This is a genomic window from Nocardia aurantia (assembly GCF_009604425.1).
Taxonomy (GTDB): Bacteria; Actinomycetota; Actinomycetes; order Mycobacteriales; family Mycobacteriaceae; genus Nocardia; species Nocardia aurantia.
Window position 1 is genome coordinate 97561 of record NZ_WEGI01000018.1, and the last position, 26349, is coordinate 123909.

The 26349-nt window shown below is 69.5% G+C and carries 26 protein-coding genes and 1 pseudogene; 6 read left to right on the forward strand and 21 right to left on the reverse strand.

What is annotated here, in order from left to right:
• The first annotated feature begins 7 nt into the window (after nt 1-7).
• Nucleotides 8-901 carry a LysR family transcriptional regulator gene (locus NRB56_RS34670; RefSeq protein ID WP_153348583.1) on the forward strand — a complete coding sequence of 298 codons (894 nt, stop codon included), beginning with the start codon at nt 8-10 and terminating at the stop codon, nt 899-901.
• A 229-nt stretch (nt 902-1130) separates the two neighbouring features.
• On the opposite strand, the gene NRB56_RS34675 is transcribed toward NRB56_RS34670, so the two are convergent.
• The 12 genes from NRB56_RS34675 to NRB56_RS34730 all read right to left on the reverse strand — a co-directional run bounded on the left by NRB56_RS34675 (nt 1131) and on the right by NRB56_RS34730 (nt 12107).
• On the reverse strand, nt 1131-1565 hold the full coding sequence (locus NRB56_RS34675; RefSeq protein WP_153348584.1) for a contact-dependent growth inhibition system immunity protein: 435 nt from the start codon (nt 1563-1565) through the stop codon (nt 1131-1133).
• Between the two features lie 441 nt (nt 1566-2006).
• On the reverse strand, nt 2007-2327 hold the full coding sequence (locus NRB56_RS34680; protein WP_153348585.1) for a hypothetical protein: 321 nt from the start codon (nt 2325-2327) through the stop codon (nt 2007-2009).
• A gap of 2 nt (nt 2328-2329) precedes the next feature.
• The gene (locus NRB56_RS34685; RefSeq protein ID WP_153348586.1) at nt 2330-3673 is read right to left on the reverse strand and encodes a hypothetical protein; all 1344 of its coding nucleotides are present in this window, start codon (nt 3671-3673) and stop codon (nt 2330-2332) included.
• Between the two features lie 3 nt (nt 3674-3676).
• The gene (locus NRB56_RS34690; protein ID WP_153348587.1) at nt 3677-3976 is read right to left on the reverse strand and encodes a WXG100 family type VII secretion target; all 300 of its coding nucleotides are present in this window, start codon (nt 3974-3976) and stop codon (nt 3677-3679) included.
• A gap of 9 nt (nt 3977-3985) precedes the next feature.
• Nucleotides 3986-4270 (reverse strand): WXG100 family type VII secretion target, encoded by a 285-nt coding sequence (locus tag NRB56_RS34695; protein WP_319943961.1) that lies wholly within the window; start codon nt 4268-4270, stop codon nt 3986-3988.
• A 215-nt stretch (nt 4271-4485) separates the two neighbouring features.
• Nucleotides 4486-5040 carry a hypothetical protein gene (locus tag NRB56_RS34700; RefSeq protein WP_194291099.1) on the reverse strand — a complete coding sequence of 185 codons (555 nt, stop codon included), beginning with the start codon at nt 5038-5040 and terminating at the stop codon, nt 4486-4488.
• 5 nt (nt 5041-5045) lie between these two features.
• On the reverse strand, nt 5046-5648 hold the full coding sequence (locus tag NRB56_RS34705; protein ID WP_227838576.1) for an SMI1/KNR4 family protein: 603 nt from the start codon (nt 5646-5648) through the stop codon (nt 5046-5048).
• Nucleotides 5649-5674: 26 nt separating this feature from the next.
• Complete coding sequence (locus tag NRB56_RS34710) at nt 5675-6919, reverse strand: DUF6461 domain-containing protein (RefSeq protein ID WP_153348589.1); 1245 nt, start codon at nt 6917-6919, stop codon at nt 5675-5677.
• A 46-nt stretch (nt 6920-6965) separates the two neighbouring features.
• Nucleotides 6966-9347, reverse strand: coding sequence for a xanthine dehydrogenase subunit D (gene pucD, locus NRB56_RS34715; protein WP_319943962.1), 2382 nt, complete (start codon nt 9345-9347; stop codon nt 6966-6968).
• Nucleotides 9344-9811 carry a (2Fe-2S)-binding protein gene (locus NRB56_RS39490; protein WP_319943963.1) on the reverse strand — a complete coding sequence of 156 codons (468 nt, stop codon included), beginning with the start codon at nt 9809-9811 and terminating at the stop codon, nt 9344-9346. Before NRB56_RS39490 ends, pucD begins: the two co-directional genes overlap by 4 nt.
• A 5-nt stretch (nt 9812-9816) precedes the next feature.
• Entirely contained in the window at nt 9817-10677 is an 861-nt protein-coding gene (locus NRB56_RS34725) for an FAD binding domain-containing protein (protein ID WP_319943964.1), read from the reverse strand.
• An 8-nt stretch (nt 10678-10685) separates the two neighbouring features.
• Complete coding sequence (locus NRB56_RS34730) at nt 10686-12107, reverse strand: purine-cytosine permease family protein (RefSeq protein ID WP_153348593.1); 1422 nt, start codon at nt 12105-12107, stop codon at nt 10686-10688.
• A 298-nt stretch (nt 12108-12405) separates the two neighbouring features.
• Between NRB56_RS34730 and NRB56_RS34735 the strand changes: the two genes are divergently transcribed.
• Nucleotides 12406-12945: a nucleoside deaminase gene (locus tag NRB56_RS34735; protein ID WP_319943965.1), complete on the forward strand. Its 540-nt coding sequence runs from the start codon at nt 12406-12408 to the stop codon at nt 12943-12945.
• A gap of 75 nt (nt 12946-13020) precedes the next feature.
• Entirely contained in the window at nt 13021-14586 is a 1566-nt protein-coding gene (locus NRB56_RS34740; protein ID WP_194291100.1) for a PucR family transcriptional regulator, read from the forward strand.
• A 305-nt stretch (nt 14587-14891) separates the two neighbouring features.
• Here the strand turns inward: NRB56_RS34740 and NRB56_RS34745 are convergent, their stop codons facing one another.
• Both NRB56_RS34745 and NRB56_RS34750 read right to left on the reverse strand, forming a co-directional pair.
• Entirely contained in the window at nt 14892-15326 is a 435-nt protein-coding gene (locus NRB56_RS34745) for a nitroreductase family deazaflavin-dependent oxidoreductase (protein WP_153348595.1), read from the reverse strand.
• Between the two features lie 14 nt (nt 15327-15340).
• Entirely contained in the window at nt 15341-15943 is a 603-nt protein-coding gene (locus tag NRB56_RS34750) for a TetR/AcrR family transcriptional regulator (RefSeq protein WP_153348596.1), read from the reverse strand.
• Nucleotides 15944-15998: 55 nt separating this feature from the next.
• Between NRB56_RS34750 and NRB56_RS38535 the strand changes: the two genes are divergently transcribed.
• On the forward strand, nt 15999-16394 hold the full coding sequence (locus tag NRB56_RS38535) for a hypothetical protein (RefSeq protein ID WP_194291101.1): 396 nt from the start codon (nt 15999-16001) through the stop codon (nt 16392-16394).
• Nucleotides 16391-18064 carry an MMPL family transporter gene (locus tag NRB56_RS34755; protein ID WP_194291102.1) on the forward strand — a complete coding sequence of 558 codons (1674 nt, stop codon included), beginning with the start codon at nt 16391-16393 and terminating at the stop codon, nt 18062-18064. The genes NRB56_RS38535 and NRB56_RS34755 overlap by 4 nt, the downstream gene beginning before the upstream one ends.
• A 7-nt stretch (nt 18065-18071) precedes the next feature.
• Here NRB56_RS34755 and NRB56_RS34760 read toward each other — a convergent pair whose 3' ends face one another.
• From NRB56_RS34760 to NRB56_RS34775, 4 genes are all read right to left on the reverse strand, one after another.
• Entirely contained in the window at nt 18072-19286 is a 1215-nt protein-coding gene (locus tag NRB56_RS34760; protein WP_153348598.1) for a vWA domain-containing protein, read from the reverse strand.
• Nucleotides 19283-20491, reverse strand: coding sequence for an AAA family ATPase (locus NRB56_RS34765; RefSeq protein ID WP_153348599.1), 1209 nt, complete (start codon nt 20489-20491; stop codon nt 19283-19285). Before NRB56_RS34765 ends, NRB56_RS34760 begins: the two co-directional genes overlap by 4 nt.
• 56 nt (nt 20492-20547) lie before the next feature.
• Nucleotides 20548-21843: a hypothetical protein gene (locus tag NRB56_RS34770; protein ID WP_227838577.1), complete on the reverse strand. Its 1296-nt coding sequence runs from the start codon at nt 21841-21843 to the stop codon at nt 20548-20550.
• Between the two features lie 185 nt (nt 21844-22028).
• Entirely contained in the window at nt 22029-22736 is a 708-nt protein-coding gene (locus NRB56_RS34775; protein ID WP_153348626.1) for a PAS and ANTAR domain-containing protein, read from the reverse strand.
• Nucleotides 22737-22863: 127 nt separating this feature from the next.
• Here NRB56_RS34775 and NRB56_RS34780 point away from each other — a divergent pair, with 127 nt between their 5' ends.
• Nucleotides 22864-23262 carry a MerR family transcriptional regulator gene (locus NRB56_RS34780; RefSeq protein WP_153348601.1) on the forward strand — a complete coding sequence of 133 codons (399 nt, stop codon included), beginning with the start codon at nt 22864-22866 and terminating at the stop codon, nt 23260-23262.
• 116 nt (nt 23263-23378) lie between these two features.
• Here the strand turns inward: NRB56_RS34780 and NRB56_RS34785 are convergent, their stop codons facing one another.
• The 3 genes and pseudogenes from NRB56_RS34785 to NRB56_RS38540 all read right to left on the reverse strand — a co-directional run.
• Entirely contained in the window at nt 23379-23945 is a 567-nt protein-coding gene (locus NRB56_RS34785) for a hypothetical protein (RefSeq protein WP_319943966.1), read from the reverse strand.
• 79 nt (nt 23946-24024) lie between these two features.
• Nucleotides 24025-25680: an MFS transporter gene (locus NRB56_RS34790; RefSeq protein WP_153348602.1), complete on the reverse strand. Its 1656-nt coding sequence runs from the start codon at nt 25678-25680 to the stop codon at nt 24025-24027.
• Between the two features lie 478 nt (nt 25681-26158).
• Nucleotides 26159-26349 (reverse strand): annotated as a pseudogene (locus NRB56_RS38540) (ATP-binding protein); the annotation flags it as partial.

Here is a 26349-nt window from a genome sequence, read left to right on the forward strand (position 1 = left end):
CGATGGCATGGAGTTGCGTCAGATCGAATGCTTCCTCGCCTGCGATGAACACCGGTCTTTCACCGCGGCCGCCCGCGCCCTGAACCTCGTGCAATCGGCGGTGTCGACAAGCGTGGCGAAGCTGGAACGCGAGCTCGGTGCGCGGCTGTTCGACCGGACCCCGCACGCCCTCGTGCTGACCGAAGCGGGCCGGGCGATGCTCGATCCGGCCCGGTCGATGCTGCGGGCCCGCCGCGACGTCGTCGACGCGATCGACGCGGCCCGGGGACAGGTGCGCGGCGAGGTCGTGATCGGCAACCTGATGAACGTCTACACCCTCGACCTCGCCGGCGTGATCGCCGATATCCACCGCCGCCATCCGGAGGTCACGCTGCAGATGCGACAGAGCATCTCCGGTGTGGGCGGCAATGTCGCGGGGTTGCGCGACGGCAGTCTCGACATCGCCCTGCTGGCGGGTACGGCCACCGAACTCCCGGGCATCACCCTGTACCCGATCAGTGCGGAGAACCTGGTCCTGTGCACCGCACCGGACCACCCCCTCGCGGGCCGCCCCTTCCGCGCCGCCGACCTGGACGGGGTCAGATTCGTCGACTTCGCCCCCGGTTGGGGCGTCCGCGGCATCGCCGATACGCTGTTCCCGGCCCGCCACCCCGTGATCGAGGTCGCCGATCAGTTCTTCGCACTGGAACTGGTGGCGAAGGACTTCGGGGTCACCCTGGTACCCCGGTCGGTCGCCGAACGCGCGAGCGGCATCGTGTGCGCCGAATCCGCGGGTGCCCCGATCCCCTGGAACCTCGTCATCGCGCACGACGCACAACGCACACCGTCCAACGCCGCCCGGACGTTCATCGACGCCGTCTCACCGGCCGCCCGGACCCGCCGATCGGCGCGGCGACCCTGACCCGGATCCGCGGCGGTGCCGGAAACCACCCGAACCCACCGCGCGACACCGACTCTCGCCGTAACCGCCACGCCGTGGGATTTGCGGTGCGAGCAGCTTCGTGTTCATCGCCGGTATTTTCTGCACTGCCCTCGGATACGTTGCCGCTCAACCGTACTCGGGCGAGTTGCGGCAATGGGAGACGTCGTGTGGCGATACCGGCCTGCCGCCACTGGCTTGCGGTGACAGCTCACCCGATGATGCCGGATTCGCGTAGTCGCTCGATTCGATCCCAGATTTCGGCCTCGGGCGGAAAGAAGAATTCGAGATCATCGACGACACGAAGCTGCTCGATGATGTTCCCCAGCCGTGCGGCCATATCGGAATGACGGGACCAGTAGTCATCAGAAACTTGCAGCGCAGCAACCAGAAGATCCCCGGGATAGAAATCTCCCTGCACCAATGGGTTTCCTTCCAACAGTGCGAGCGCACGAGGTACGAGCACGGAAATATTCTCTCGTTGTCCGAGTAGTACACGCAGATCTTCGGCTGTCATCGCGTGAATCTGCTTACGCCGCAATGAATAGACTTTTTTCATCAAACGCGTAGCATCGACGGGTGGATCCCCCCATATGTGGCCGTCGATATTCTCCAGCGTTCGGTCGTCGAACTCGTTCCTGGTCATCTTCCTCACATCTGACGATTCATAACTATCGAGGGACGAACTGCTCACTATATCCAGTTACCGACTGGCCTCCGGACGGGCATCGAACCGGAGTACTGAGGACGTCCGACAGGCCCGCGAGGATTAGGGAACGTTCGGAATGTCTGCTGCGATTTCGCAGAAGCTGAACAATTCGACGAAGCGCAGCCCTGGCGGCGGTTCGCCGATTCCGTACCGGCGGACGTGGCTGTTGCCGGCTCGTCGGGCGAAGAATTGTAGGTCCCGCAACCGATATCGGCCAGGTTCTCGGTGCCGGTGAGATCGAGTTCTTGTAGCACGTGGAAAGGGAATCGTCCGGATGTTCGGGATATCGGGCGTGGTGTCGATGCGGGTTTCAGTGCTGTGGGGTCGGCGTATTCGCTGTCCGGAGGATGGTGTGGGGATCGGGCCTCTCGGTCGGATTCAGGGGTGGGTGGAGGACAGTGCGAGGTACTCCCCCGTTGGGGTCGGCTCGAAGGCGGCGGGGGTGTTCAGTTCGTCGGCGGTCGTGGTGGTCGAGACCAATTCGTTTGTGGGCCAGCGTAAGTGGACTAGTTCGGCTTCTCCGGTGGAGAGTAGGTCGGCTGCGGTGTGGCGGGCGATCTGCTTCGCTTCTTCGTCGGTCAGGGCGAAGGTGGATCCGCGGAGGAGCCAGAGGAGTTCGAATATGCCGACGAAGTCTTCGGCCAGATGGTTTTTGGCCTCGTTCATCAGCCAGGCGGAGGCGGCTTCGTGGTCGGCCATCGCTACTTCCCTCCCGGAGCGGGGTTGCCCTGCAACGGTATCTTTATCGTCTTTCCGTTCTGGCTCACTTCCGCGTACGGTCCGTGGGTCAGTGGGTCCGGTCTGTTGCCTTCGCTGTAGCCGGGCATGATTCTGATCTGACGGCCGAAATTGTCCGGGTCGCGGTAGACGGTGCCTTCACCGCTTCTGCTCGGTGTCGCGGGCCAATCCGAAGGTATTGCTGCCGCGACCTCTTCGGCGCTCTTGCCGCTCAGTGACTGCGGGTCGAACGTCTTGGGGTCACGGATGTCGGAGGGCGGTGTGGTCTCACCGGCGTTGTGCTCCAGGTCGTCGATGGCGAGTCGGAGGGCGAGGATGGTGGCGAGGGTGGCGGTGACGTTCTTGATGTTCTTCGCGGTGTCGAAGGCTTCTATGATGCCGACCGCGCCTCGGCCGAGGCGGCCCAACAGGCCGAGGATCCGGATCAGTGTGGTGCCTTCGTAGGCGGTGCGGACCGCGTTGACGGTGTTGGCGACTATGGCGGCGATGCCGCCGCCGGCCGCGACCGCGCCGGCGCCGAAGGTGAAGATCGCGGCGACCGTTCCGGTGGCGGCGGTGATCGCGATGCCGATGGCGGCGGTGGAGACGATTCCGTTGATCGCCGTGCGGACTTCGCCCGTGCCGGTGGCGTAGTCGCCTACCGCGGTGCTGATCGCGCGGGTGGAGGTGGCTATCTCGGTGGCGGCTTCGTGGAGTGTGTGCAGGTGCTGGAGCAGGGTTTCCTTGTGGGGATCGGTGACGGTTTCGAACAGGCCGATCACGGTGCGGATGTCGTCGGCCGCCGCGGTGACGGCGTTGTTGTGCGCGAAGGTGTTCCAGGCGGTGGCGGCGGTGTCGAGTCGGTGGGTGTTGCCGTTCGGCAGGCCGCCCAGTTCGTTCGCGATGCCGTCGAGGAATTTCTCGTAGAGGTGGCTGTCGCCGCCGTTGCGGGCGATACCGGGACCGTTGCCCGCGCTGGACGCGGGCATGGTCATTTCGGGGTCGTAGTACAACGCGGATTCGGTTGGGCGGGAAGGCATGTGGTCGGGATTTTGGCTGATTGCGTAGTTCCAGCCGAACGCGGTCAGTACGTCACCGTATTTCACCAGCGCGTCGACCAGCGCCGCCGTCGCGCGGAAATGGTCGGCGGCGACCGTGTCGTATTGCCCGGCCCATTGCCGACAGCCCGGTGCGTCTCCGGCCATGCCTTCGCACTCGTGCAGGAGGGTGGCCGCCAGCGGTCCGAATGCCAGGGACAGCCGGTCGGCCAGATCGTGGCATTGCTTTCCGGCGGAATACAGGGTGGTCCAATGCAATTGGATCGGCACCCCTCACCCCTTTCCGAGCATGCGACCGTTGAGCTCGACGGCTCGCGACACCTTCGCGTGTGCCAGCCGCGCGGCCTCGTGAGCGGTCCGCACTCCCTCGGCGAAGTCGCGGGCTTCCCGAGCCCAGCGGCGGTGCGCGTCCTGATATGCCGCGGCCGCTTCCGAATTCCACACGCCCGGAGCGAAACTCGCTACGGCATCGTCGATGGAGTCCAGTTTTTCCGTGACGAATCCCGCCAGACCCGATAAACGCGCGACGATGTCGTCGAGTCTTTCCAGGTCGACCCGCAGCTCGCTGTCCATCCCTTCCCCCTACAGTGTCAAACTGCTGATCCCGGTGGTGAGCGCATCTTCGGTCTGCTCATACGTTCCCGCGGCGCTGTCCAGCGTTTCCGCCAGATCGGCCAGCGCGGCCAGAATTCCAGCACCGCTGTCGCGAGTCTCGGTCCATCCCCGCGCGAATCGGGTCGCCGCGGGACCCGACCATCCCGACTCCAGCAGCGAGTCCACCTCACTACCGACCGCTTCCAGCGCGGAACGCAATTCCGTACCCGCCTGCGATATCGATCGTCCGACCGCCCGAACCACGTCGGGCACCACTTCCACCCTCGCACCCGAGTCGTCCGACTCCGGAGCGCCCCCCTCGACTCCGCCCATGGCCGCCGAAGCTAGCTGGCCCGGGCGGTCAGCGTCAATCGTCTCACCGGCGAGTCGGGCCGACCTGCCGGTGATCGCTACGGTGACCGGCCTTATCGGTGCGAAATCATTCGCCGTGGTGGAGGCGCTGCGGATCGATCAACTGGATCGCCTTGTCATTTCGGCACGCCGCCGAACGTCTCCGAATCCGCGTGCCGGCGCGCCCAATCCCGGGAGATCCGCTCGAAGTGTGGACCCAGCACCTTGCCACGGAATGTCGGTTGCAGTCGTCTCCGTACCTGCGCGGCGCGGCCCGGCCGTTCGAGGTCACCCCAGTTCTGTCGCATGACAGTGTGATAGAAGGTGATCAGCGGTTCGGCGATACGGTAGTGGGACCGGTTCTTGCGGAATGCATCCTGTTCGTGCGTGATCATGCCGACCTCCTGTAGCACTGACCGCGGATGCGCGAGGTCGGTGGATTTACGCGACAGGTACCCGGCGACGCCGCCACGGGTGGCGTTGCCGTCGGCGATCGCGGCCAGCACCGAGTGATACAGCGCGGTGTCCTGCAATGCCGGCTCCTCGGCCAGCAGGTAGCGCCCCTCGCGGAACAACGGCCTGGCCGGGTTGGGTACCGCGCGGACGATCCAGTCGTCGAAATCAGCGGGCCCCGCCGGAGTGTCACCTTGGGTGAACTCTCGACGGTAGGCCGGGGACAACAGTTTGCTCATGAAGGTCAGGGCGGATCCGCACTTTCGGCGAGGCTGATCATCAGGTCCCGGCTCTCGTGGAACAGTTCGGCGAAACTCGAATACTCCCGGTAGTCACCGTATTTCGGTTTGAAGTCGATCGCGGGGTATTCGCCGTCGGGGGTGGTGCGGGTGGGGTCCAGGAGCCAGATGTCCTCGCCGGAGGCGATCAGGAGGGTGCGGCGGAACAGTTCCAGGAGTTCGTTCGGCTCGTCGGCCTCATCCTCCTCGTCCAGTTCGCTGTAGATCTCGATGAGTTCTTCGCCCCACTGTGTGTTGCGCAGCCAGTCGATTTCCGCGCACGTGGCTACCGCGTCGATCCAGCCGCCGACGGCTGCCCAGCCGTCGGTGACGCTCAGGAAGTTCGACAGGCTCGGGGGCAGGGGGATGCCGAGGCGCAGCGCGGTGGTGGCGAGGGTCTGTTCGGTCGCGGGATCGGTTCCGAACCAATGGGTTTCGAGCTGTTCGGGGGTCAGGTGCGGGCGGACGTACCGGTTCGCGGTGCGCACGTAGATCTCTCCGTACCCGGGGAGGTAGGTTCGCCATTCGTCGGGGGTGGTCGGGGCCGGTTCGGCGGGGGTGGCGGTCACGGGAATCCCTTCTGCCGGAGCGGGATCTATCTCGGAAGGATGGCTACGCGGGCGGGGGCGGTGACGTCCGCGATCGTCGGGCGGACTTCGGCTACGCGGCAGAGCAATTCGAGGTCCTCGAGGAAGTTCTCGTCGTCCTCGTCGAAGGCCCGGGGGTCGTCGATTCCCATCTCCGCCAGTGCTTTCGTCAGCACGTCGATGTCGCTGCCCTCGGCGTCACCGGGGCAGTTCTCCTGGAAGGTCGCGAGGGTGTCGCCGTCGCGACTGACCAGGAATACCGAGTCGGCGTTGATGCTGCAGTACGACGAGACCGCGAAGGTGCCGCGGGACAGGTCCGGCCGGTTGGATCCCTCCCAGCCGTTGTCCTCCACGAGCAGGGTGTGGGGACCGAGGGCGAATGCGGCGACCACCTGGTGCCAGTCCGCTTCCTCGTAGCGGGCTCGGCGGAGCAGTTCCGGCCATGTCGCGGTGGAGATCTCGGCGTCGGTGGCGCCGAAGCGGCGGAGGGCTTCGTCGGGGTCGACGTCGTGGATCACCGTGACGCAGTAGGCCTCGATGTCCAGGCCCGATTCCAGCCAGGCCACGAAGTTCGCGTCGTCCGCCGCTCGGTGGTCCGCGGTCGGGTCGGCGGGGTGCGCACCGGTCGGGTCGAAGCGGCCTCGGCCGTGTATCCAGCGCACCTCGCCGGCGGCGTCGACCAGGACGAGCTCCCAGGCGCCGCTCCCGTCCGAGTCGAGGAAGCGCCAGGTCAGCCAGGTGTCCGGTTGTTGCAGGGTCCGTGCCTCGTCGGGCTGTACGACGGTGATCATTCCGCCGCCGGTGAATCTCCGCTTGTGTACCAGGCCCGCGTGCTCGTCCTGGCGGACCACTGTGCGTTTACCGTTGGCGGACTTCAGGATTCGGTTTCCGATGATCTCGGCGACGGGGGCCCGGTCGCCGAGTGACACCGCTTCGATCGGGCCGGTGCGCAGGCTGTACACGGGCAGGCCGTCGTCGAGGAGCACGCCGTCGCCCTCGTCGGTGACGTGCAGCGCGGAGTAGCTGCGTACCGGGGCGTCACCGCGCCAGACGACGGCGGGGCCGTCGTAGACCGCGAAGACGCCGTCCAGCTCGAGCCGCAGCGATCCCACTTCGCCTGCGGCCCAAGTGATCTCACCGTTTCGGTGGGCTATCACGGCGCGGCCGTCCTCGTCGTAGCGCAGGGCCCACTCGCCCGACTCGGACTCCACCGGTTCGCCCAGCACAGCGAATTGGCGTAGCAACCGCGGCATCGCACACTCCCGAAATCCTCGCTCGTTTCGACAAGTCGAGCCGACCCTACCCGCGATCGTGCTGTTCCACCCGTTGGGGAACGGCTCGGCCGGGGGCCGGGACAGCGTCTGCTTCGATACCGGCACAGCGGGTTTCGAATTCGATCACATCGTCCGGGCGGATCGGGACCCGGGTGACGGGGCGGCCGGTCGCGGCCCGGACCGCGGCGGCGACCGCGGGGGTCGCGGAGACGGTGGGGGGTTCGCCGACGCCCCGCAGGCCGTAGGGGGCGTGCGGGTCGGCGAGTTCGAGTACCTCCACCCGCATCGACGGCGCGTCGAGCGCGGTCGGAATGAGGTAGTCGGTGAACGACGGGTTGCGCAGCTTTCCGTTCTCGACGATCAGTTCCTCCATCACGGCCAGGCCCATGCCCTGCAGCGCGCCGCCCTGGATCTGGCCGGTCACCGCGTCCGGATTCAACGCCCGGCCGACGTCCTGGGCGGCGTCCAGGGCCACCACCTTGACGATGCCGAGTTCGGTGTCGACGTCCACGACGGCGCGGTGGGCGCAGAATGCGAACTGGACCGTCACGTCGCCCTGGCCGGTGACCGGGTCCAGCGGCCCGGTCCGGCGGTGATGGTATTCCGCTTCGGCCTCGATTCCGTTGCCGGGCAACAGCTCCGCGACGCTCACGAGGGTGCGGCCGGTGGCGTCCACCACGGCGCCGTCGCGCAGCCGGAGCTCGCCCCGGGCGGTCGGCGCGTGGCGCCGGGCTAGTTCGAACAGGCTCTCGCGCAATGTGTCACAGGCCGCGCGGACCGCGCCGCCGGTCATGTAGGTCTGACGGGAGGCAGAGGTGGAGCCGGCCTCGCCCAGGTCGGTGTCCGCGGGTGCCAGCCGGACCCGCCCCACCCCCAGTTCCGCACGGACGATCTGGCCGAGTACGGTCACCAGGCCCTGCCCGACCTCCGCCGCGGCGGTATACACCGTCGCTTCCGGAGCGGCGTGTAAGTCATTGCGGTGCAGTCTGATTCGCGCGATCGAGTAGTCGTCGGCGCCCTCCCCGAACGCCACGTTCTTGAAGCCGACTGCGTAGCCCACGCCGCGGCGCACGCCTTCACCGCGGGTGCTGCCGAGCGCACCGCCGGGCAGTTCGCCGGGACCGGGCGCAGACGGCAGCGGCAGGTCGCGGACCCGCTGCAGCAGTTCGGCGACCGGAGCGGGTGCGTCGATGAGTTGACCTGTCGCGCTGTGAGATCCGCGTCGCAGCGCATGGCGCTGCCGGAACGTCACGGGATCCGCGCCGAGGCGGGCGGCCAGCCGATCCATCTGGGCCTCGTAGGCGACGGCCACCTGGACCGCGCCGAAACCACGCATCGCACCGCAGACCGGGTTGTGGGTGTACACGGCGTAGGCGTCCAGGTGGACCGCGGGGACGTCGTAGGGTCCGGCGCCGAAAACCGCCGCGTTGAAGGCGACCTCCGGGGAGCACGAGGTGTACGCGCCGCCGTCCAGCACCACCTGCGCGCGGACGTAGAGCAGGGTTCCGTCGCGCAGCGCGCCGTGCTCGTAGCGCAGCCGTGCCGGATGCCGGTGTACGTGCGCGTGGAACGATTCTTCGCGGTCGTAGACCATCTTCACCGGACGCCCGGTGCGCAGGGCCAGCAGACAGGCATGCGCGTGTACGGACAGGTCCTCGCGGCCGCCGAACGCCCCGCCGACGCCGGCCAGCGCCACCCGGACCCGGTCCGCAGGCAGGGCCAGGATCCGGCACAACTGCCGGCGGTCCAGGTGGATCCACTGGCTGGCCACGTGCAGGGTCACCCCGCCCGCGCCGTCGGGGATCGCGAGCCCGGCCTCGGGGCCGAGGAATGCCTGATCCTGCATCCCCACCTCGTAGTCACCGCGGACCACCACCTCGGCTCGGGCCCGGGCGGCGGCCGGGTCGCCGCGGCGGATCGGGACGTGCCGCACGATGTTTCCCGCGGGCCACACTCGTGGCGCCGCCGGATCGAAGGCTGCCCGCCACGGGTCGAGCAGCGGTTCCAGGGGCGTGTAATCGATCTCGATCGCGGACAGGGCCCGGCGCGCGAGTGCGGGATCGGCGGCGGCGACGATCGCGATCGGTTCACCCTCGCAGCGCACGATGTCCTCGGCGAGTACCGGTTGATCCGGATGTTCGAGACCGTGCCGGTTGAGTCCGGGCACGTCGGCGCGGGTGAGGACGGCGTACACGCCGGGCAGCGCGCGGGCGGCGGCGGTGTCCAGGCGGGTGATGCGGGCGTGCGGGTGCGGGCTGCGCAGGGTGGCGCCCCACAGCATGCCGTCGGCCCGCAGATCCGAGGCGTACGGGAAAGCGCCGGTGACCTTCGCCGCGCCGTCGGGGCGCAGCGGGCTGTCGCCGAGCCGGCCGGTGACCGCGCTGGTGTTGTCCGACCACCCGGTCACCGGGCCGCCGATCCGCCGGCGGCGAGCCGGACGGCGTCCAGGATCTTCTCGTAACCGGTACAGCGGCAGAGGTTTCCGGCCAATCCGGTACGGATCTGCGCGTCGGTCGGCCGCGGGGTCTCGGCCAGCAGCGCGTGGGTCGCGACGACGAGGCCCGGGGTGCAGAAACCACACTGCACCGCGCCGGTCGCCAGGAATGCCCGCTGCACCGGGTCGAGGCCGGATTCGGCGAGCCCGGCCACCGTGCGTACCCGGCGTTCGTCGGCCTGGCCCGCCGCCACCAGACAGGAACAGACCATGTCGTCGTCCAGATAGACTGTGCAGGAACCACATTCGCCTTGTTCGCAGGCATTCTTGGCCTCGGTGCGGCCCAGTCGCTCGCGGAGCAGGCGCAGCAGCGACTCGTCGCCGGGCACGTCGTCCACGATGTGCTCGACATCGTCGATCGTCACGGTGATACGCACAACCATCACTCCTTGTCTCGTGCGCGGTATTCGGTCCAGGCCCAGCCGAGCGCGCGGCGGGCGACCACGGTGAGGGCATGGCGGCGATACGCGGCGGTGCCGCGGACATCGTCGATGGGCGCGGCCGCGGCGGCGACCAGGGCGCCGAACTCGCGCAGCAGCCCCGGATCCGCGGGTTCGCCACCGGCCCAGTCCAATTCGGACTCCGCGAGCGCGGCCGCGGCGGGCGCGGTGCGGACGGTGGCGGCGGCCGCGCCGATCGCCACACCGACCCGCCGATGTTCGGGGCGCAGGTCCACGGCGATGTTGGCCACCGCGATCACCATCGCGTTGCGACCGCCGATCTTGGCGAACGCCTGGGGTCCGGTCCGGACCGGCACCAGCAGGGCGGTCACCAGTTCGTCGGCGGCCAGCACCGTCTGCTTGGGGCCGATCGCGAACCGCGCGACCGGGATTCGGCGCGTGCCGCGCACCGAGGCCAGTTCGATCTCCGCGCCGGCCGCGACCAGCGGTGTCACACCGTCCCCGGCCGGCGACGCGGTCGCCACGTTGCCGCCGACGGTGGCACGAGTGCGGATCTGCGCGGAACCGACGGTCGCGGCCGCCGCCGAGAGGCTCGGCAGCGGTCCGGTCAGCTCCCGGACGATCCGGGCGTAGCTGACGCCGGCGCCCAGCCGGACGACACCGTCGCGCACCGCCCACGCGCGCAGCTCCGGCACCCGGGTCAGATCCAGCAGGCCGGGCCGGCGTTGTCCGGCATTCACCGCCACCATCACATCGGTGCCGCCCGCGAGAGGCACGGCCGCCGGATGCGCCGTGCGCAGTTCGAGAGCCTCGGTCAGCGAGCGGGGAGCCAGGAACGGCACAGCCGGCCTCAGTTCCGCTCGGCGGCGACGTCCGCGGCCGCGCGCGGGCCGACCGAGTCCGGCGACCAGCGGAACAGCGTCCAGCATGCCAGTGCGCCGCCGAGAAATCCGATGGCCGCGGTGATGTCGCCGAGTCCGGGTATCGCGTGCGCGACCGGGCCGGTGAACATGCTCTGGCTCATGAACGGGATCGACACCGCCACACCGGCGATCCAGGCGATCAGGCCGGGCCGCACGCGACGTGTCTTGTCGTAGAACAACTCCGGAGCGGTCCGGCCCCGCGCGATCACCGTCAGGTACACGATCATCACGCCGAGCCACGGCCCGACCCAGTAGCCGAGCAGGAACAGGAAGGATTCGAAGTTGTCGTAGTAGTCGCCGCGGCCGGCGATCCACCCGGCGACGGTGCCGATCGCACCGACGCCCAGCACCGACTGCCAGCGCCGCATCGGGATGTCCAGCAGTAGCGCGGCCATCGCGCCGGAATAACAGTCGATGCAGGCCGTGGCGGTGTTCGACAGCCACAGCGCGATCAGCGCCACGGTGCCGAGGCCGGCCGGCAGCACCTTGTCCACCAGATCCGCCGGGGTACCCACCATCGTCTGGGTGCCTATCGCCGCACCCAGTCCGCCGATCCACACCGAGGCGAGCAGCGCCCCACCGCCCGCCGCGGCGAAGACGGCGCGGCCGGAGGTGTGCCGCGGCAGGTAGCGGCTGTAGTCGGAGGCATACGACGAGAAGCTCATGGTTCGCGCGGCCTGGACGGCGGTGGTGACGATGAACGCGCCGGAGGTGCCGAGCGCGCCCGCCTTGTGCGCGTCGAAGCCGGCCGCGAGATTGCCGTCGGTCAGGCCGTACCAGGAGACCGCCAGGAAGACGACGGCCAGCAGGACCGCCATCGCCCGCTGGAAGCGGTGGATCAGCTGATAGCCGATCAGCGCCAGCAGGATCTGGGCGACCACGGTGATCGCGAACGCCGGCGCGAAACCGATCCCGGCCAGCGTCTGGATCGTGAACGCGCCCAGCACCGATTCCACCGAGAACCAGGCGCACGCCTTGAAGAACACCAGGAACGCCGGCAACACGTTCCCGTAGTAGCCGAAGGGGCCACGGGACTGCACCAGCTGCGCGACCCCGAATCGCGGCCCGTAGCCGGACAGCACCCCGATGGCGGCCGAGCCGATCAGGCTGCCCAGCGCGATCGCGGCGATCGCCTGGGCGAAGCCGAGACCGAATACCGCGGTTCCCAGGATTCCGCTGGTCAGCGTCGCGAACTGCACATTGGAGCTGAACCACAGGGTGAACAGGGAGCCGGCCCGGCCGCGCCGATCGGCCGCGCCGACGGGTTCGACGCCCGCGCGCTCGACGACGAACAGGTCGCGGGGCACGAGGCGCGCCAGCGGTGAGAGGGACGGTGATGTACCGGACATGGTTCTCCTACGAGCTCGGCCACGGGCTGGCGAGGCGTCGGCGACCGCCGGCCCGGACCGGAGAAAAGGATGTGGCGGCCCGAAAGGCGCCGTGTGACAAGCGAAGCTAGGCGAGACCGGAAAACCGCGTCAATGCCTCCGCACCCCGCGTGACCTGCGGCGCGGTAGTTTTGTCGGGCCCTACAATCCATCCGTCCCGCAGTCGGGTCGCTTTGGATCCGGTGTGCTCGAACCCCGATGCCGCGACTGTTAGCGTCGGCGTCTCCCGTGCTCGTCAGCCACCTCGAAAGGAGCCTCCGTGTCCGCACCCGCCGGATCCCCGTTGCCCTCCCACTCCCCCGCATCGGCCGAATCCGATCCGGTCGCCCGCGATCTCGCCCATCTCCGGCACGCGATCGAGGTGTCGGCGCGGGCGGTCGAGCACGGCAACCACCCATTCGGCGCGGTGCTCAGCGGCCCCGACGGCACGGTGTTGCTGGAAGCGGAGAACACCGTCGTCACGGGCCACGACTGCACCGGCCACGCGGAGACGAATCTGGTGCGACTGGCCTGTCGCGCCCACTCGGCCCGATTCCTGCGTGGCACAACGCTTTACACGAGCGCCGAGCCGTGCGCGATGTGCGCCGGGGCGATCTACTGGAGCGGCATCGGCCGGGTGGTGTTCGGGCTGCCCGAGGAGGAACTGTTGCGGCTCACCGGATCCCATCCCGAGAATCCCACCATGGCGCTGCCGTGCCGGGAGGTGTTCGCACGCGGACAGCGGCCGGTCGAGGTGGTCGGCCCGCTGCTCGCGGCGGAGGCCGCCCGGCCCCACGCCGGGTTCTGGACGGGCGAGTGATCGGCCCATCCGGCGAAACAAGATCGTAACGGCGCCGACAACCGCGGCCGCCGGACACATCGCATGATGGTGTCCATGCAGCTCTCGGAGGTATCGACGACGCCGGGGCTGGAGGTGCTCCGGTTGCTCACCGGATCGCGTCACCTGGACCGGCGCATCCGCTGGGTGTACACCACCGACCTGCTCGCACCGCGGCGCTACCTGTCCGGCGGCGAGGTGGTACTCACCAGCACCACCTGGCGGCGGCGCCCGGAGGATTCCGATTACTTCGTCCGCATGCTGGCCGACGGCGGGGCGGTCGCGTTGATGGCCGGGACGGCCATGCTCGGCGCGATGCCGCACGATCTCGTCCGGGCGTGCGCGCAATACGAGATACCGCTGTTCCAGGTGCCCGACGAACTCTCCTTCGGGGAGATCGCCGAGACGGTGATCGGGCGTCTGCACGAGGAGCGCGCCGGCGAGCTCGAGCGGATGGTCGGCCGGCACCGTCGGCTGTTGCACGGCTTCACCCGGGGTGACGGGCTGAGCGCGGCCACCGACCTGCTCCGCACCGAACTCGGCGTGGCGAGCTGGACCATGTCGCTGACCGGCCGTGTCCTCTCCGGCGACTGCCCCCGTTCCGCCGAGGTGCGGCGGACGGCCGCCCGGCACGCGGCGGCCGCGCCGAGGCTGCCGATCTGCCGGGACACCGCCGAGGGCCCGATCACGCTGCTGGCTCTGGCCGCCGACTCGGCGCCACAGGCCCCGGCTCAGGTGCTGGCGTGTGCGGCCGATCTGCGCGATTGGTCCCCCACCGAACGCGAGACGGTCGAGGAGGTGGCGGAATTCCTCGCCGCCGGACTGGCCCGGCGGGACGAGAGCGCCCGGCAGCGCCGGGACCAGCTCGCGCGGCTGGCCGCTCTCCTGGATCGCGACGATACGGATCCCGCCCGGCTGGTCGCCGGCGCTCCCGGCGCGGGCCTGGATCTCGGCGCACCACACCTGCTGCTCCGGGCCCGCATCGCGGGCGCGGCCGCACCCGGCGAACTCGCCCGGCAGATCCTCGAGGAGATGAGCGCGCATCTGACCCCGGACGGCGTCACCGCCACGATCGGGACGGGACCGGACAGCAGCGCGGTGGCCGTGCTGCCCCTGCCGGATCGAGCGGCGCCGACCCCGGACGAACTTCGTGAACTGCTGGACTCGTTCGGCCCGGCGGTGGGCGGCGGTGATATCCGCGTCGGGGCCGGCGCTTCGGACATCGGCGCTCGCGGGCTGCGCCGATCCTGGGATCAGGCCGGCCACGCGCTTCTGGTGGCGGAACGCCGCCCGGACGGCCCGGCGCTGATCGGCATCGACGAGGTCGACACCTTCGGCATGCTGCTGGCCGGAACCCCGGACAGCCTGCGCCGCTCCTATTGTCAGCGGGTGCTGGGTCCGATCCTGGACTACGACGCACGCTGTCGCACCGATCTGCTCGACACCCTGGCCGCCTATCTGGCTGCCTCCGGCTCCTGGCACGCCGTGGCCACGCAACGACACATGCACGTCAACACCCTGCGCTACCGGATCCGCCGGGTCGAGGAGCTCACCGGGCGCGACCTGTCCCAGTGGCGCGATCGCTTCGATTTCCAGTTGGCGCTGGATCTGCGCCGCGGCTGATCGCCCGTGCACGGAGCCGGTCGCCGGAGGAGTAGTGGACCGGACGGCATCCGACGGTGGTCCGGTGGGTGCCGTCCGCGCGGGTGGTCCCGGACGCTCCGCCGGGATCCGGATCCCCTGCCGCGGACCGCATGTCGCGGGCGCGGGCGGCGGGAGCATTCAGCTGGTCAACGGCGACTCGCCGGTGACGAAGACGATGACCGTGCAATATCCGGAATCCCTGACCGCCATGGGAGCGACGGTCGTGTACAACGACCTCACCACGTCGGAACCTCGGTGCGGCCGCACGAGGGAGCCCGATCCGGTCATCGCGGGGTGACGCGGAACAACGGGCAGCGTGCGGCCGCGGCCGCGAAATCTTCCGGAGACTCGGATTCGACCAGGCCGTTACGGACGAATGCTCCTGCGCCCCTGGGGTTCTGGGCCGGGAATGCGCGCAGGATCGGAGCCCGTTCCGGTTCGGGGAGTTCCACCAGATTCACGGGCTGGGCGTGACGGCCGCGGGTCAGGATGCCGTGACCGGCCGCGCGAACGTTCTTCACCCAGTCGGCATTCGGGTACGCCTGAACGAGGTACCGAGTTCCGTCGACGAGTACCGGGGCCACCGGCGTGGTCCGGGGACGACCGGTGGCGCGGCCGGGAACGGTCAGCAGGTACATCGGGCCGGACGGCAGGCCCAGCCGGTGGAGGAGGATGACGATCCGGTTGCGGATCCGGTGCCGCGGCGAGAGTGTGGTCATCGGAGGATCTCCTGTCAGTTCGCGTCGGACCCGGCGGTCCGGATGGTGTCGATGATCGGACCGAACCAGGAGGCGATCTCGTCGGCCGGGGCGGTCGCGACCGGTCCGAGCCCGAGAACGTAACGCGCCCAGGCGATGCCGACGAGTTGGGCGCCGACCATCGCGGCGCGGCGAGCGGCCGCACCGCTGATCGGTTCCGTGGATCCTTCGGGCTGCCAGATGCGCTGGGTGACCAACTCGTTGACGCGAGCGGCCGCCTCGGGTGACGCCGAAGCCGCCTGGGCCAGTGCGACGAAGGCCTGGCCGGGCTGCTCCGAGCCCTGTTCCCACTTGCCGAGGAAGTCCGCCACGATGTCGGCCCCGGTCCGGACCCGTCCCTCGGCCACGGCGGCGGCCCGGCGTTCCTGGGTGTACAGCAGGTCGGCCATGCTCTCGACGAACAGGTCGAGCTTGGTCCCGAAGTAGTGATACACGAGCGCGGCATCCACCTCGGCCCGCCGCGCGACGGCGGTGACCGCGCCCTTGGTGAAGCCCTGCTCGAGGAAGACGGCCCGGGCCGCTTCGAGGATCGCCTCGCGCGTGCCCTGATCGCCGGGTCTGCGTCCGCGTCCGGTCACGGGATCTCCCTTCGGTTATTCACACACTATGAATTATCTGATTAAATCAGACACTATGAATTCCGTTGAGGCTACCAGGACGACCGAGCCGACCGGCTCGGGTCCGGAACGTGCGCACCGGCTCGGCCGACTGGGGGCATGGTGCTACGACCATCGCCGAATCGTGTTGCTGGGCTGGATCATCGGCCTGATCGCGGTGATCGGGCTCGCGAGCACACTGGGATCGCGTTTCGAGGACGACTTCGGGGGCGCGGGCCAGTCCCAGCAGGCCCGCGAGCTACTGCGACAACGGTTTCCGACCCAGCTCGGCGACACCGCGCGGGTGGTGTTCCACGCGTCCGGTTCACTCGACGGCAGCGGCGGTCGAATCGACAACGCGCTCGATATGATTCGGCCGCTGCCGAGCGTGGTGACATCGAGCTGGGCGGCCAGCCGATCAGCGTGGCGGTGAAACCCGCCCCGGGCCCGAGCGAGGGCATCGGTATCGGGGCCGCCATCGTCATCATGCTGGTCGCGTTCGGGTCGGTCGTCGCCATGGGCCTGCCGATCCTCACCGCGCTCGTCGGCGTGGGGGCCGGGTACGGCGTGGTGGCGCTGCTCAGCCATGTGCTGGTCGCACCCGGCTTCGCACCGGCGCTGATGGCGATGATCGGACTCGGGGTCGGGATCGACTACGCGCTGTTCATCGTGACCAGATATCGGCAAGCGCTCGGCGAAGGCCGAGAGCCGCGCGACGCTGTCGCGCACGCGATGTCGACTGCCGGTCGTGCTGTCCTGTTCGCCGGAACCACCGTGCTGATCTCCCTGTGCGGCCTGTTCCTGGTCGGCCAGCAATTCCTCGAAGGGCTGGCGGCCGGCACGATCCTGGCGGTACTGGCCGTGCTGGCCGCGACCTCCACGCTGCTGCCGGCGATACTCGGCTTCGCGGGGCGCGCCGTCGACCGGCTGCGGCTGCCGGGCATGCCGCGGTCCACCGCATCCGAGAACCAGCGCGGTGTGTGGTGGCGGTGGAGCCGGACGATACAACGCCGTCCGCTGGTGTTCGGGTCGGCGGCGCTGCTCGCCCTGGTGGTCCTCGCCGTGCCGCTGTTCTCCATGCGGCTGGCCTTCAGCGACTCCGGCAACGATCCGGCCCGTCTGACCACCCGCCGGGCCTACGATCTGACATCGGACGCCTTCGGCCCCGGTTTCAACGGCCCGCTGGTCGTGGCCGCCGAACTGCCCGGTGCGGCAACCGATCACGCGATACTCGCCGAATTCGGGCGACGACTGGCCGATGTTCCCGGGGTCGCCGGGGTGACGGCCCCGACCTACAACGACGCCGGTGACGCCGCGGTCCTGACCGTCTATCCGAGCGACGCCCCACAGGCGGCGGCGACCGCGGCGCTGGTCGAGCGCCTGCGCGACACCGTCGTCCCCCAGGCCACGGCCGGATCCGAGGTGCGAATCCTCGTCGGCGGCCAGACCGCGGCGGGAATCGATGAATCCGCACACCTGGCCCGGCGCCTGCCCTGGGTCGTCGGCCTGGTGATCCTGGTGTCGTTCGTCCTGCTCATGGCCGTGTTCCGGTCCGTCGCCATACCGCTGAAGGCCGCGGCGATGAATCTGCTGTCGATCGGCGCCGCCTACGGCGCCATCGTCGCGGTCTACCAATGGGGCTGGCTGTCGCCGGTCTCCGGGGTCGGCCGCACCGGGCCGATCGATCCGTGGATTCCGCTGATGATGTTCACCATCACCTTCGGATTGTCCATGGACTACGAGGTCTTCCTGCTGTCCCGCATCCAGGAGGAATGGCACCGGCGGCGCGACAACAGCGCGGCGGTGGCCCACGGCATCGCCGCCACCGGGCGGATCATCACCGCGGCCGCCGCCATCATGGTGTGCGTCTTCGGGTCCTTCGTCATCGGTGACCCGCTGCGCACTCTCAATGTGTTCGGGCTGGGCCTCGCCGTGGCAATTCTGGTGGACGCGACACTCGTTCGCATGATCCTGGTCCCCTCGATCATGCAACTCCTCGGCCGGCTCAACTGGTGGCTTCCCCGGTGGCTCGACCGAATCGTTCCGCGCCTCGGCCTCGAGCAGTCCGCAGCGGTGACGCCGCACAGCCGCAGCCGGACGTGAGCCGTCGTCAGCCGATCCGGACGACCCGGGCCCAGGTGGGGGGTTGGGGCGGAACGTGATACGGGTCGGATTCGCTCCACGAGTCGTCCCGGCGGAACAGGCCCACGATCGCGCGGCTGGGCGGGCGGGTCTCCGGCCAGGGGGTGTAGCCGTCGGTCAGTACCACGATGACGTCCGGGCGGGGTTGTGCGCGTAGCGCTTTCGCGAAACCGGCGCGGAGGTCGGTCCCGCCGCCGCCGGTGAGGGGAATGCCGCCGGCCCGGCACAGCGGGTCCGCGATCCGGGCGGCGGCGTCGCAGGACAGCACGGTGATCAGGTCGCGGCGGCCACCCACGGCGCGGGAGACGGCGATCGTCTCGAGCAGGGCGCTGCCGAGTTCGGCGTCGCTGACCGAACCCGAAGTGTCTATCACCACGGACACTTTCGGTGGTGTGTGACGGAGGCTGGGCAGTACGACGCCGGGCAGACCGGCGGATCGGCGGGCCGGGCGGGCGTAGGTGTAGTCGTCGCCGACGCCGGGGGCGGAGGCGGCCGCGCGGACGGCCGCGCGCAGCAGGTCGCGCCAGGGCTGTGGCGGATGCAGCGCCTCCTCGGCCCAGCGGCGCCAGCTCTGTGAGGCGTTGCCGGGCCGGCCGTTGATGCCTTGTGCGACACGGAATCTCACCGCGTCACAGTCCTGTTCCGTGAGTCCGTCGGCGCCGTCGGGGCCCAGTTCCCAGTCGCGGTCCGCGCCGTCCGCGCCGCTTCCGCAGTCGAGCCACGCCAGGGCCTCGGTGTGGCGGCCGAGGCGGAATTGGCGCAGGTAGTCCTCCATCAGCTCACCGGGGGGTAGTCCGAGGGTCCCGGGGGTGACCGCGCCCGCGGGCGGGACCAGACCGGCGCCGAAGGCGTCGTCGTTGATCTCGGCGTCGGCGGCGATGTTCATGCGCAGGCGTTCCGCGGGACCGGACAGGTTGTGCGCGTGGGCGAATCGGTCGCTGCGGCCGTGATGGTCGCGCAGCAGATGCGACACCTCGTGCACGAGGACCGAGGCCAGTTCCTCGACCGGCGTGGCGGTCACGAACGCCGGTGACACATAACAACGCCAGTGGCGGTCGACGCCCATGGTGGGCACCCGGTTCGACTCGACGAGGTGCAGTGCGTACAGGGCGGTCGCCAGGTACGGCCGGGCGCGGACGGCGAGCAGCCTTGCGGCGCAGAGTTTGTCGATGTCGAGGGTCATGGCGCCACCCGGGCGGCGGCGCGGGCGGCGCGGTCCGCGGTGCGGGAGATCGAGACCGTTCCGGCGAGTTTCTCGATCGAGGCGGGCACGTCCCAGTCGTCCCGGCGCAGCGCGGCGAGCGTGGTCGCGGGAACCACCACGAGGTCCGGCGGGCCGGTTTCCACGGCTTTCACCAGCAGTGCCCAGGCCGCGTCCCACCGGGACCGCTCCGGTTGCCGCTGGACCGCGGCGACCACGCCGTCCAGTACGGCCTGGCGTAGGTCACCGCGTTCGGGGAGGTCGGCGGCGGCCGGGTCGGCGAGGAGCCGTTCCGGGTCGGGGAGGTCCATGCGGTCCATGCTGGTGAGCAGTTCGAATCCGGGGCCGTCGCCGACCGTGCCGCGGACCAGCAGCGACAGCACGTCCCGGCCGGCGCCGGCGGCAGTGGCGAAGGCGATGAGCCGCAGGGTCATCTCCCAGCTGCGCGGCGACGGCCACGCGCCGCCGCGGCGGGCTTCGCTGCCGGGCAACTGATGCACGAGCGCGGGGCGGGCCGCGAGCAGCCGGCACACCGCGCGGCGCGCGAAAGCGACCGCGTCCGGGAACTTTTCGCGATCCAGCACGGGCAGCGTGGCGCGGGGCCAGACCCCGCCGAGACCACGGACGACGACATCCGGGTCGTGGGTCCACAGCAGATGGACGAACCGGTTGGCCAGCGGCGGGCCGAGTTCCCACCCGTCGGCCGCCGAGGAGCGCGGGTTGGCGGCGGCGACGATGCGGACGCCGGGCGGCAGCCGGAGTGCCCCGATCCGCCGTTCGAGGACCAGGCGGAGCAGGGCGGCCTGCACGGCGGGCGGTGCGGTGGACAGTTCGTCCAGGAACAGCAGTCCCCGGCCGGTCCGCACGAGACGGACGGCCCAGTCCGGTGGCGCCAGCGGGACGCCGTCGGTCGCGGGATCGGCGCCGACGATGGGCAGGCCCGAGAAGTCCGACGGTTCGTGCACGCTCGCGATCACGGTGGTCAGTGGGAGATCGAGGCTGTCGGCGAGCTGGTTCAGGGCGGCGGTCTTGCCGATACCCGGCTCGCCCCACAGCAGAACCGGTAGGTCCGCGGCCACCGCCACGGTGAGGGCGGCCAGTTGGATGTCGGGACGGGGCTCGGTGGTCGCGGCGCCGAGCAGGGTCAGCAGTTCGGTGGCGGCGTCGAGGCGGGACGGGGCAGTCATCTGGGAATCACCTTGGGGTCGAGGAGGATCGAGTGGTGGCGCGCCGGGTCGCCCGGTCAGCGCGCGGTCGCGTGCCGGGGGTGTGCGCGGTGTGCGCGGGGGCGGTCCGGCCCGGGTGGGCAGGCGTCCGGTGGATCGGATCGGTAGTGCCCGTGGACTTCTCGTCGGCGCGCGGCTTCGTCGAGTTCGTCCCGCAGCGCACCGTCGCGCAGCCGGGCGGCGGGGCCGAGCAGGCCCTCGACAACGGCCAGCGCGCCGGCGATGTCGCCGTAGGTCAACCGTTCACGAACGCCGGCAAGGCAATCCGGCCGGCGGTGGGCCAGGTCGATCGCGCGCAGGCACGGCAGCGGGGAGCCGGACAGGGCGAACAGCAGTTCCTCACGGTGGATCTCGGCCGGGCTGTGATCCAGCGCGGTCAGTTCGCCGTCGACCAGGCCGATGCGGTGCCGCTGTCCCCGGCATTCCACCGGGAAGGGCTCGATTCCGCCTGTGTCGCAGCGCATTCGGGGTAGCGAGAAGTCCGGCACGAGGGCCGCGGCGACGAGTGGATGGAGCCGGTCGGCCGTCGTGGCGCCGGCCCGCAGGAGTTGCAGATCGGGAAGCGCCCAGGTCGCGGCGTCGGGCAGGATCGGCAGCGCCGAGATCCGGCCGCGTGGGTATCCGTCCGTGATGTGCAGGGCCGGTGGGTCGTTCGCGGGCGCGGACGGCTCGACGATCACGCGGCGGCGCGCGCCGAGCCGGATCAGCACCGGGCCTGCGGGACGGCCCTCGGCGTGCAGCAGGAGTGCCGCCTCGGCGGGCCATCGGCCGACGGCGCAACCCCGCAAAACCCGCTCCCCCGGTTCGGGAAGCGTGCCGTCGTCGACGAAGTCCGTTGTGCCGGAGCGGTTCCGGAGCTCACTGCTGCGACGGGCGTCCCACAGGTGACGGTGCAGGTCGAACCGGAATCGCCGATCGGGGCGCGGGTGCGGGTGCCGGACGGCGCCGGTCCCGGGGCTCGATCCGTCCCAGACGGCGAGGGCGATCCGCTGGCCGGCGTCCGCCCAGGCCGGGGCGGTGCGAACCACAAGGTGCACCGGTGTCGTTCTGCCGCAACCGGTTCCGCCGGGATCGTAGCGGGCCAGCGTCGCCGTCAGGCCCGGCCGCAGCAATCCGTCGGGGGCGATCCTGGGCATGTGCCAGCGCAGCAGATCCGGCGCCAGGTGGCGCAGGTCGGCCCGGATCCGGGCGGCGAGTTCGCGGCCGTGCGCGTGAGCGATAGCGGGCAGATCGACGTCGATGTCGAAACCCGCTGCGGCGCAGGCCCCGATCCAGTCCCCGGCACGGCGACGGGCGGTTGCGGTCTCGATCATGGATGGCGGCACGGCGAACTCGCGCACGCGCCGCCAGAAGGAAATTCGGGATTCGTTCCCGTTCGGGATCCAAGGGTGCATCAGCACTCACCTTGTGCGAACGGGACCCCCAATCGTGCATCGGAATGAGTCGTCATCGTCTCCGATGGTATCGCCGTTGCCCGATCCGGGCCAGTCGGCGCGAATCACCGGTCCCGGAGCCGGTTCGCGGACCCGTTCTCGGGCGGGATGCGCTCGTGGGTGGTGAGCAGGATGTGATCGAAGGCGGTGACCGCCTGCGGGCGGGGCCGCGGGATCAGGGACAGGTCGGCCAGCAGTTGGGCGGCGATGGCGCGGAGTTTGGTGTTCGTCTCCTGCGATCGCCAGGTGAGCACGTCGAAGGCCTGGTCGGCGTTGATGCCGTACATCTGCATCAGCACGCCCTTCGCCTGTTCGATGACCGCGCGCCCCTCGATGACCTCCGGCAGGGCGGTGGAGACGGCGGCGTGCCCGGCCGCGTCGAGGGTGCCGGTGAGGTCGATGTAATAGCCGCTGGTGCCGGTGGGGGCGCCGCCGTCGAGGATGCGGTCGGCCACCACCAGTGCGCTGTGCACCTTGCCGCCGGTGTCGAGGAATCGGTGCCGGCCGGAGAACGGTTCGCCGTGCTCGACCGATCGGGTGATCAACTCGGCGACATGGTCACGGTCGTCCGGGTGTTTGTGCGACAGGATCAGCTCGGTGGTGGGTTCCACCTGCCCGGGGGTGTACCCGTGCATGCGATAGACACCGGCGGACCACTCCCAGCGGCGGGTGGCGAACCAGAAGGTGAACGCTCCCACCGCGACGGACTGCGTGCGGGCGCGGACCTCCTGGGCGGAGATCTGCGCGGGGAGCTCGGGAGATGGCGTGTTCATCGGCTTCTCGACGCGGTCGGTGGCGGGCATGGGGGTGATCGTTGCCTTCGATAATCTATCATTTCTGGTATAGATTTCCTTATAACACTGGGAACATACGAGTGCAAGTCGCTATGGTAGAAAACCGATGAATGAGACGACATACCCGGCGTCCGGCGGACCCGTCCCGGACCCGGCACAGGGCGTATACGGGATCTCGGTGGCCGCGGCCTTGTCGGGAGTGAGCGTCCAGTCGCTGCGCGCCCTGGAACGCCACGGACTGCTGACCCCGTCACGCTCCGACGGGGGTACCCGGCGCTACTCCGGTGACGACCTGGCCCGGCTGCGGCGCATCACCGCGCTACAGGAGCAGGGGATCAACCTCGCGGGCATCGCGCGCATCCTCGACCTCGAGGATGCCAACAGTGGGCTGCACGCCGACAACACCGACCTGCGCAGCGCCAACACCGATCTGCACGCCGACAACGATCGGCTGCGCGCCGAAGCCGGTCGCCACCGCGAACACGGGCCGGATACCCGGTCCTGACCGGCCGTCCCTAGGTCAGGAGAAGCCGGCCTCGCGGTCGGCGGCGGCGATCCGCTCGTGGAAACGCCGATGTACCCAGTGCCGCCGGCCCAGGTTCACCGGGACGGGGCCTCGGGCTATTTCATCCTCGACAACAGGCCGAGTCCCTCGTCGAGGGCGCCGTCCTGGCCGAGGGCGCGGAAGTCGGCCTCCACCTCCGCGAGTGCGAGCCGGCCCGCCCGGACCGCGCCGTAGCGCACATAGGACCACAGGAAGACGTCCAGATTGTCGAAGCGGGTGCCGCCCTCGAGCACTTCCTCCTCGTGGAACCAGACCGCGATCTCACCAGTGGTCAACACACAGAAGTAGTTTCCGTCCCCGTCGGCGCCGATCGAGTACACGTCGTCGTCGGTGAGCTCGGTCTCGTAGTCCGAATCCAGTATGCGGCAATCGTTTCCGGCGAAGTCGAACCCGTAGGACCAGTCGAACACGTCGAGGAACAGCGGCAGCGCACCCGAGCGCACCCGCCGGTCCAGCGCGGCCAGCGCGGCGGCGTCGTCCGGCGCCAGGCGCGCGAGAAACGGTTCCACCGAACGAGTTTCGGCCGGCACCTCGACCCGCTCCGCATCGGAGAACCAACGTGCCAGATCCGCGTCGAGATCACGATCGGTGTAGCCGGCCAGATCGCCGAGAGAGAGCGTCACGGGAGAATCCTAAAGGGCCGGCGGACGCTGTGCGTCCGCCGGCCGGGTCGGGGGCCGGCTCGGGCCGGCTGGGGGTGGGTCAGTAGGTGCCGGCGGTGCCGGCGCCGGTTTCCTCGGTGAGCAGGGATGCTTCGGAGGCGCCGCCTCGGGAGGGGGTGCGGCCGGTGCGCAGGGCGAGGGCGAGGGCCACGGTGAGAGCGGCGGGGATGACGCCGACGGCGACGTAGGACCATTGGTAGGCGGTGTCGGTGTAGACGTTGGGGATGTCGTTCACCTGTTTTTTGCCCATGTTGTCGGCGATGGTGCGGAAGGGGTGAGCCGAGGCGATGGCGGTGAAGATGGCGGTGCCGACTGAGGTGCCGATGGAACCGAAGACCGCGAGCATGCCGGCGCTGATGCCCTGGCGGTCGGCGGGGACGGCGTCGATCAGCAGGTTGGGGTTGGCGGCGTAGTAGAAGCCGAAGGAGATGCCGTAGAGCAGGCCGATGAAGACCTGTTCCTGCCAGGTCTTGTGCCAGGGGATCCACAGGGCGCAGGCCAGTAGCAGGCTCAGGCCGCTGGTGATGAGCAGGATGCGGGCGCCGACGATGCGGCACAGCCAGCCGCCGAAGACACCGAAGAGCATGCCGAACGCGGCGGTCCAGGCGGTGATGTGCAGGGCCATCTGCAGGGTGGAGAAGCCGTTGGCGTAGCTGATGTCGCCGGAGAAGGTGACGAATTTCGCCACCAGTGCCGGTGGCACGTGGGCTTGGGCGGCGCCGGCGTTGATGATCTGTGCTTCCAGGTCGGCGGCTTTGGGGGTCTGGAACATGTAGGCGATCATGATGCTGATCGCGCTGATGGCCAGGGTGACCAGGAACGCCACGGCCATGGGGATCGCGACGGCGCGGGAGCGCAGCAGGGACAGTTCGATCATCGGTTCGGGGGTCCGCAGTTCCCAGGCGATGAACGCGGCGAACAGGATCAGGCCGACGAGCAGGTAGGCCAGCGAGGAGAAGGCGGCCCAGCCCCAGGTGGAGCCTTCGCTGACGTACAGCAGGATCAGGCCGATGGAGGCGCCGAACAGGATCGCGCCGATGATGTCGAGTTTCTGTTTGACCCGCAGCGGTGATTCCGGGACCGCGATCATCACCAGCGGGGTGGTCACCGCGACGTAGATGATGAGGAACCAGAACACCGAGTGCCAGCTGTAGTGGTCGGTCAGGGCGCCGCAGATGATCGGGGTGAGCACGCCGCCGATACCGAAGCCGGTGCCGACGACACCGACGGCGACGGGAATCCATTTGCGGGGCAACAGGTCACGGACCAGGCCGTATTCGACCGCGGTCATCGCCCAGGAGGCGCCGCCGAGGGCGCGGCCGACGAGGAACAGTGCCCAGCTGTGGGTGAGGACGCACAGCAGCGCGCCGATCAGGAACAGCAGGCCGCACAGCAGGGTGACGCGTTTCTTGCCGATGAGGTCGCCGAGTTTGCCGAGCAGGGCCATGGTGGCGCCGCCGGCGATGCCGACGATGGTGACCGCCCAGGTCACCCCGGCTCCCGCGCCGGGGAACGAGGCGGCGAGTTTCGGGACGATGATCGACACCATCCCCAGCTGCATCGGAGCGACCTCCGAATACAGCACCAGCGCAACGAGAATGGCGACCAGGCGACCCCAGTTCGCCGAGTCCACCCGCCCCAGGTCCTCCGGCGCTACCGCGGTTTCCGCGGGTCGAATATTGGTTTGTTCAGACACGATGTGTCACCTCAGCTACTTCGATGAGATCTGTTCGGAGTGAGTTCGGGCGTGCAAAGGACGTGGACAGGGTCGAAGGCAGCGGTCGACCCCGGCCGAGCGGGACGGGCGGCGTAGGTGCGTTCCTTGCCGGGGGATGAGCGGTACGCCGGGTGTGTTCGAAGGTGTCGGGGCAGTGGTGCGGTCAGGTTGCCGACATCCGGCGTTCGTCCACCGGGTGGTGGACGGCCGCTCGTGGCCCCGCGGGGCCCGTGCAGGATGCCGACATGGCGCTCTCCTCAGTACTGCGGCGACACGGTCCGCCAGCGGCGGGCCCATGATGCAGACCGATCATAAGGTTTCAAGAACGGAATTTTCAGAAAATGAGAATCTCGCTCCCACCACCAACTTCCCGGGGTCGTCGCGGCGAGACGTGTGCGCGCCGTCACACCACCGCCGTGCGGTGTTCGTCTTCCGGCCGTCGCCGGAGCCGGTGCGCTCAGGGCAGGGCGCGCACGGTGGCCCGGCCGATGAGGTGCTCCAGCAACGTCATCAGGACGGTTTTCACCGAATTGCGTTCGCGGGCATCGCAGAACACGACCGGGGTGTGGCCGTCGAGGTCGAGGGCGTCGCGGACCTCGTCGGTGGTGTAGATCGGGGCGCCCTGGAAGCAGTTGACCGCGATCGCGA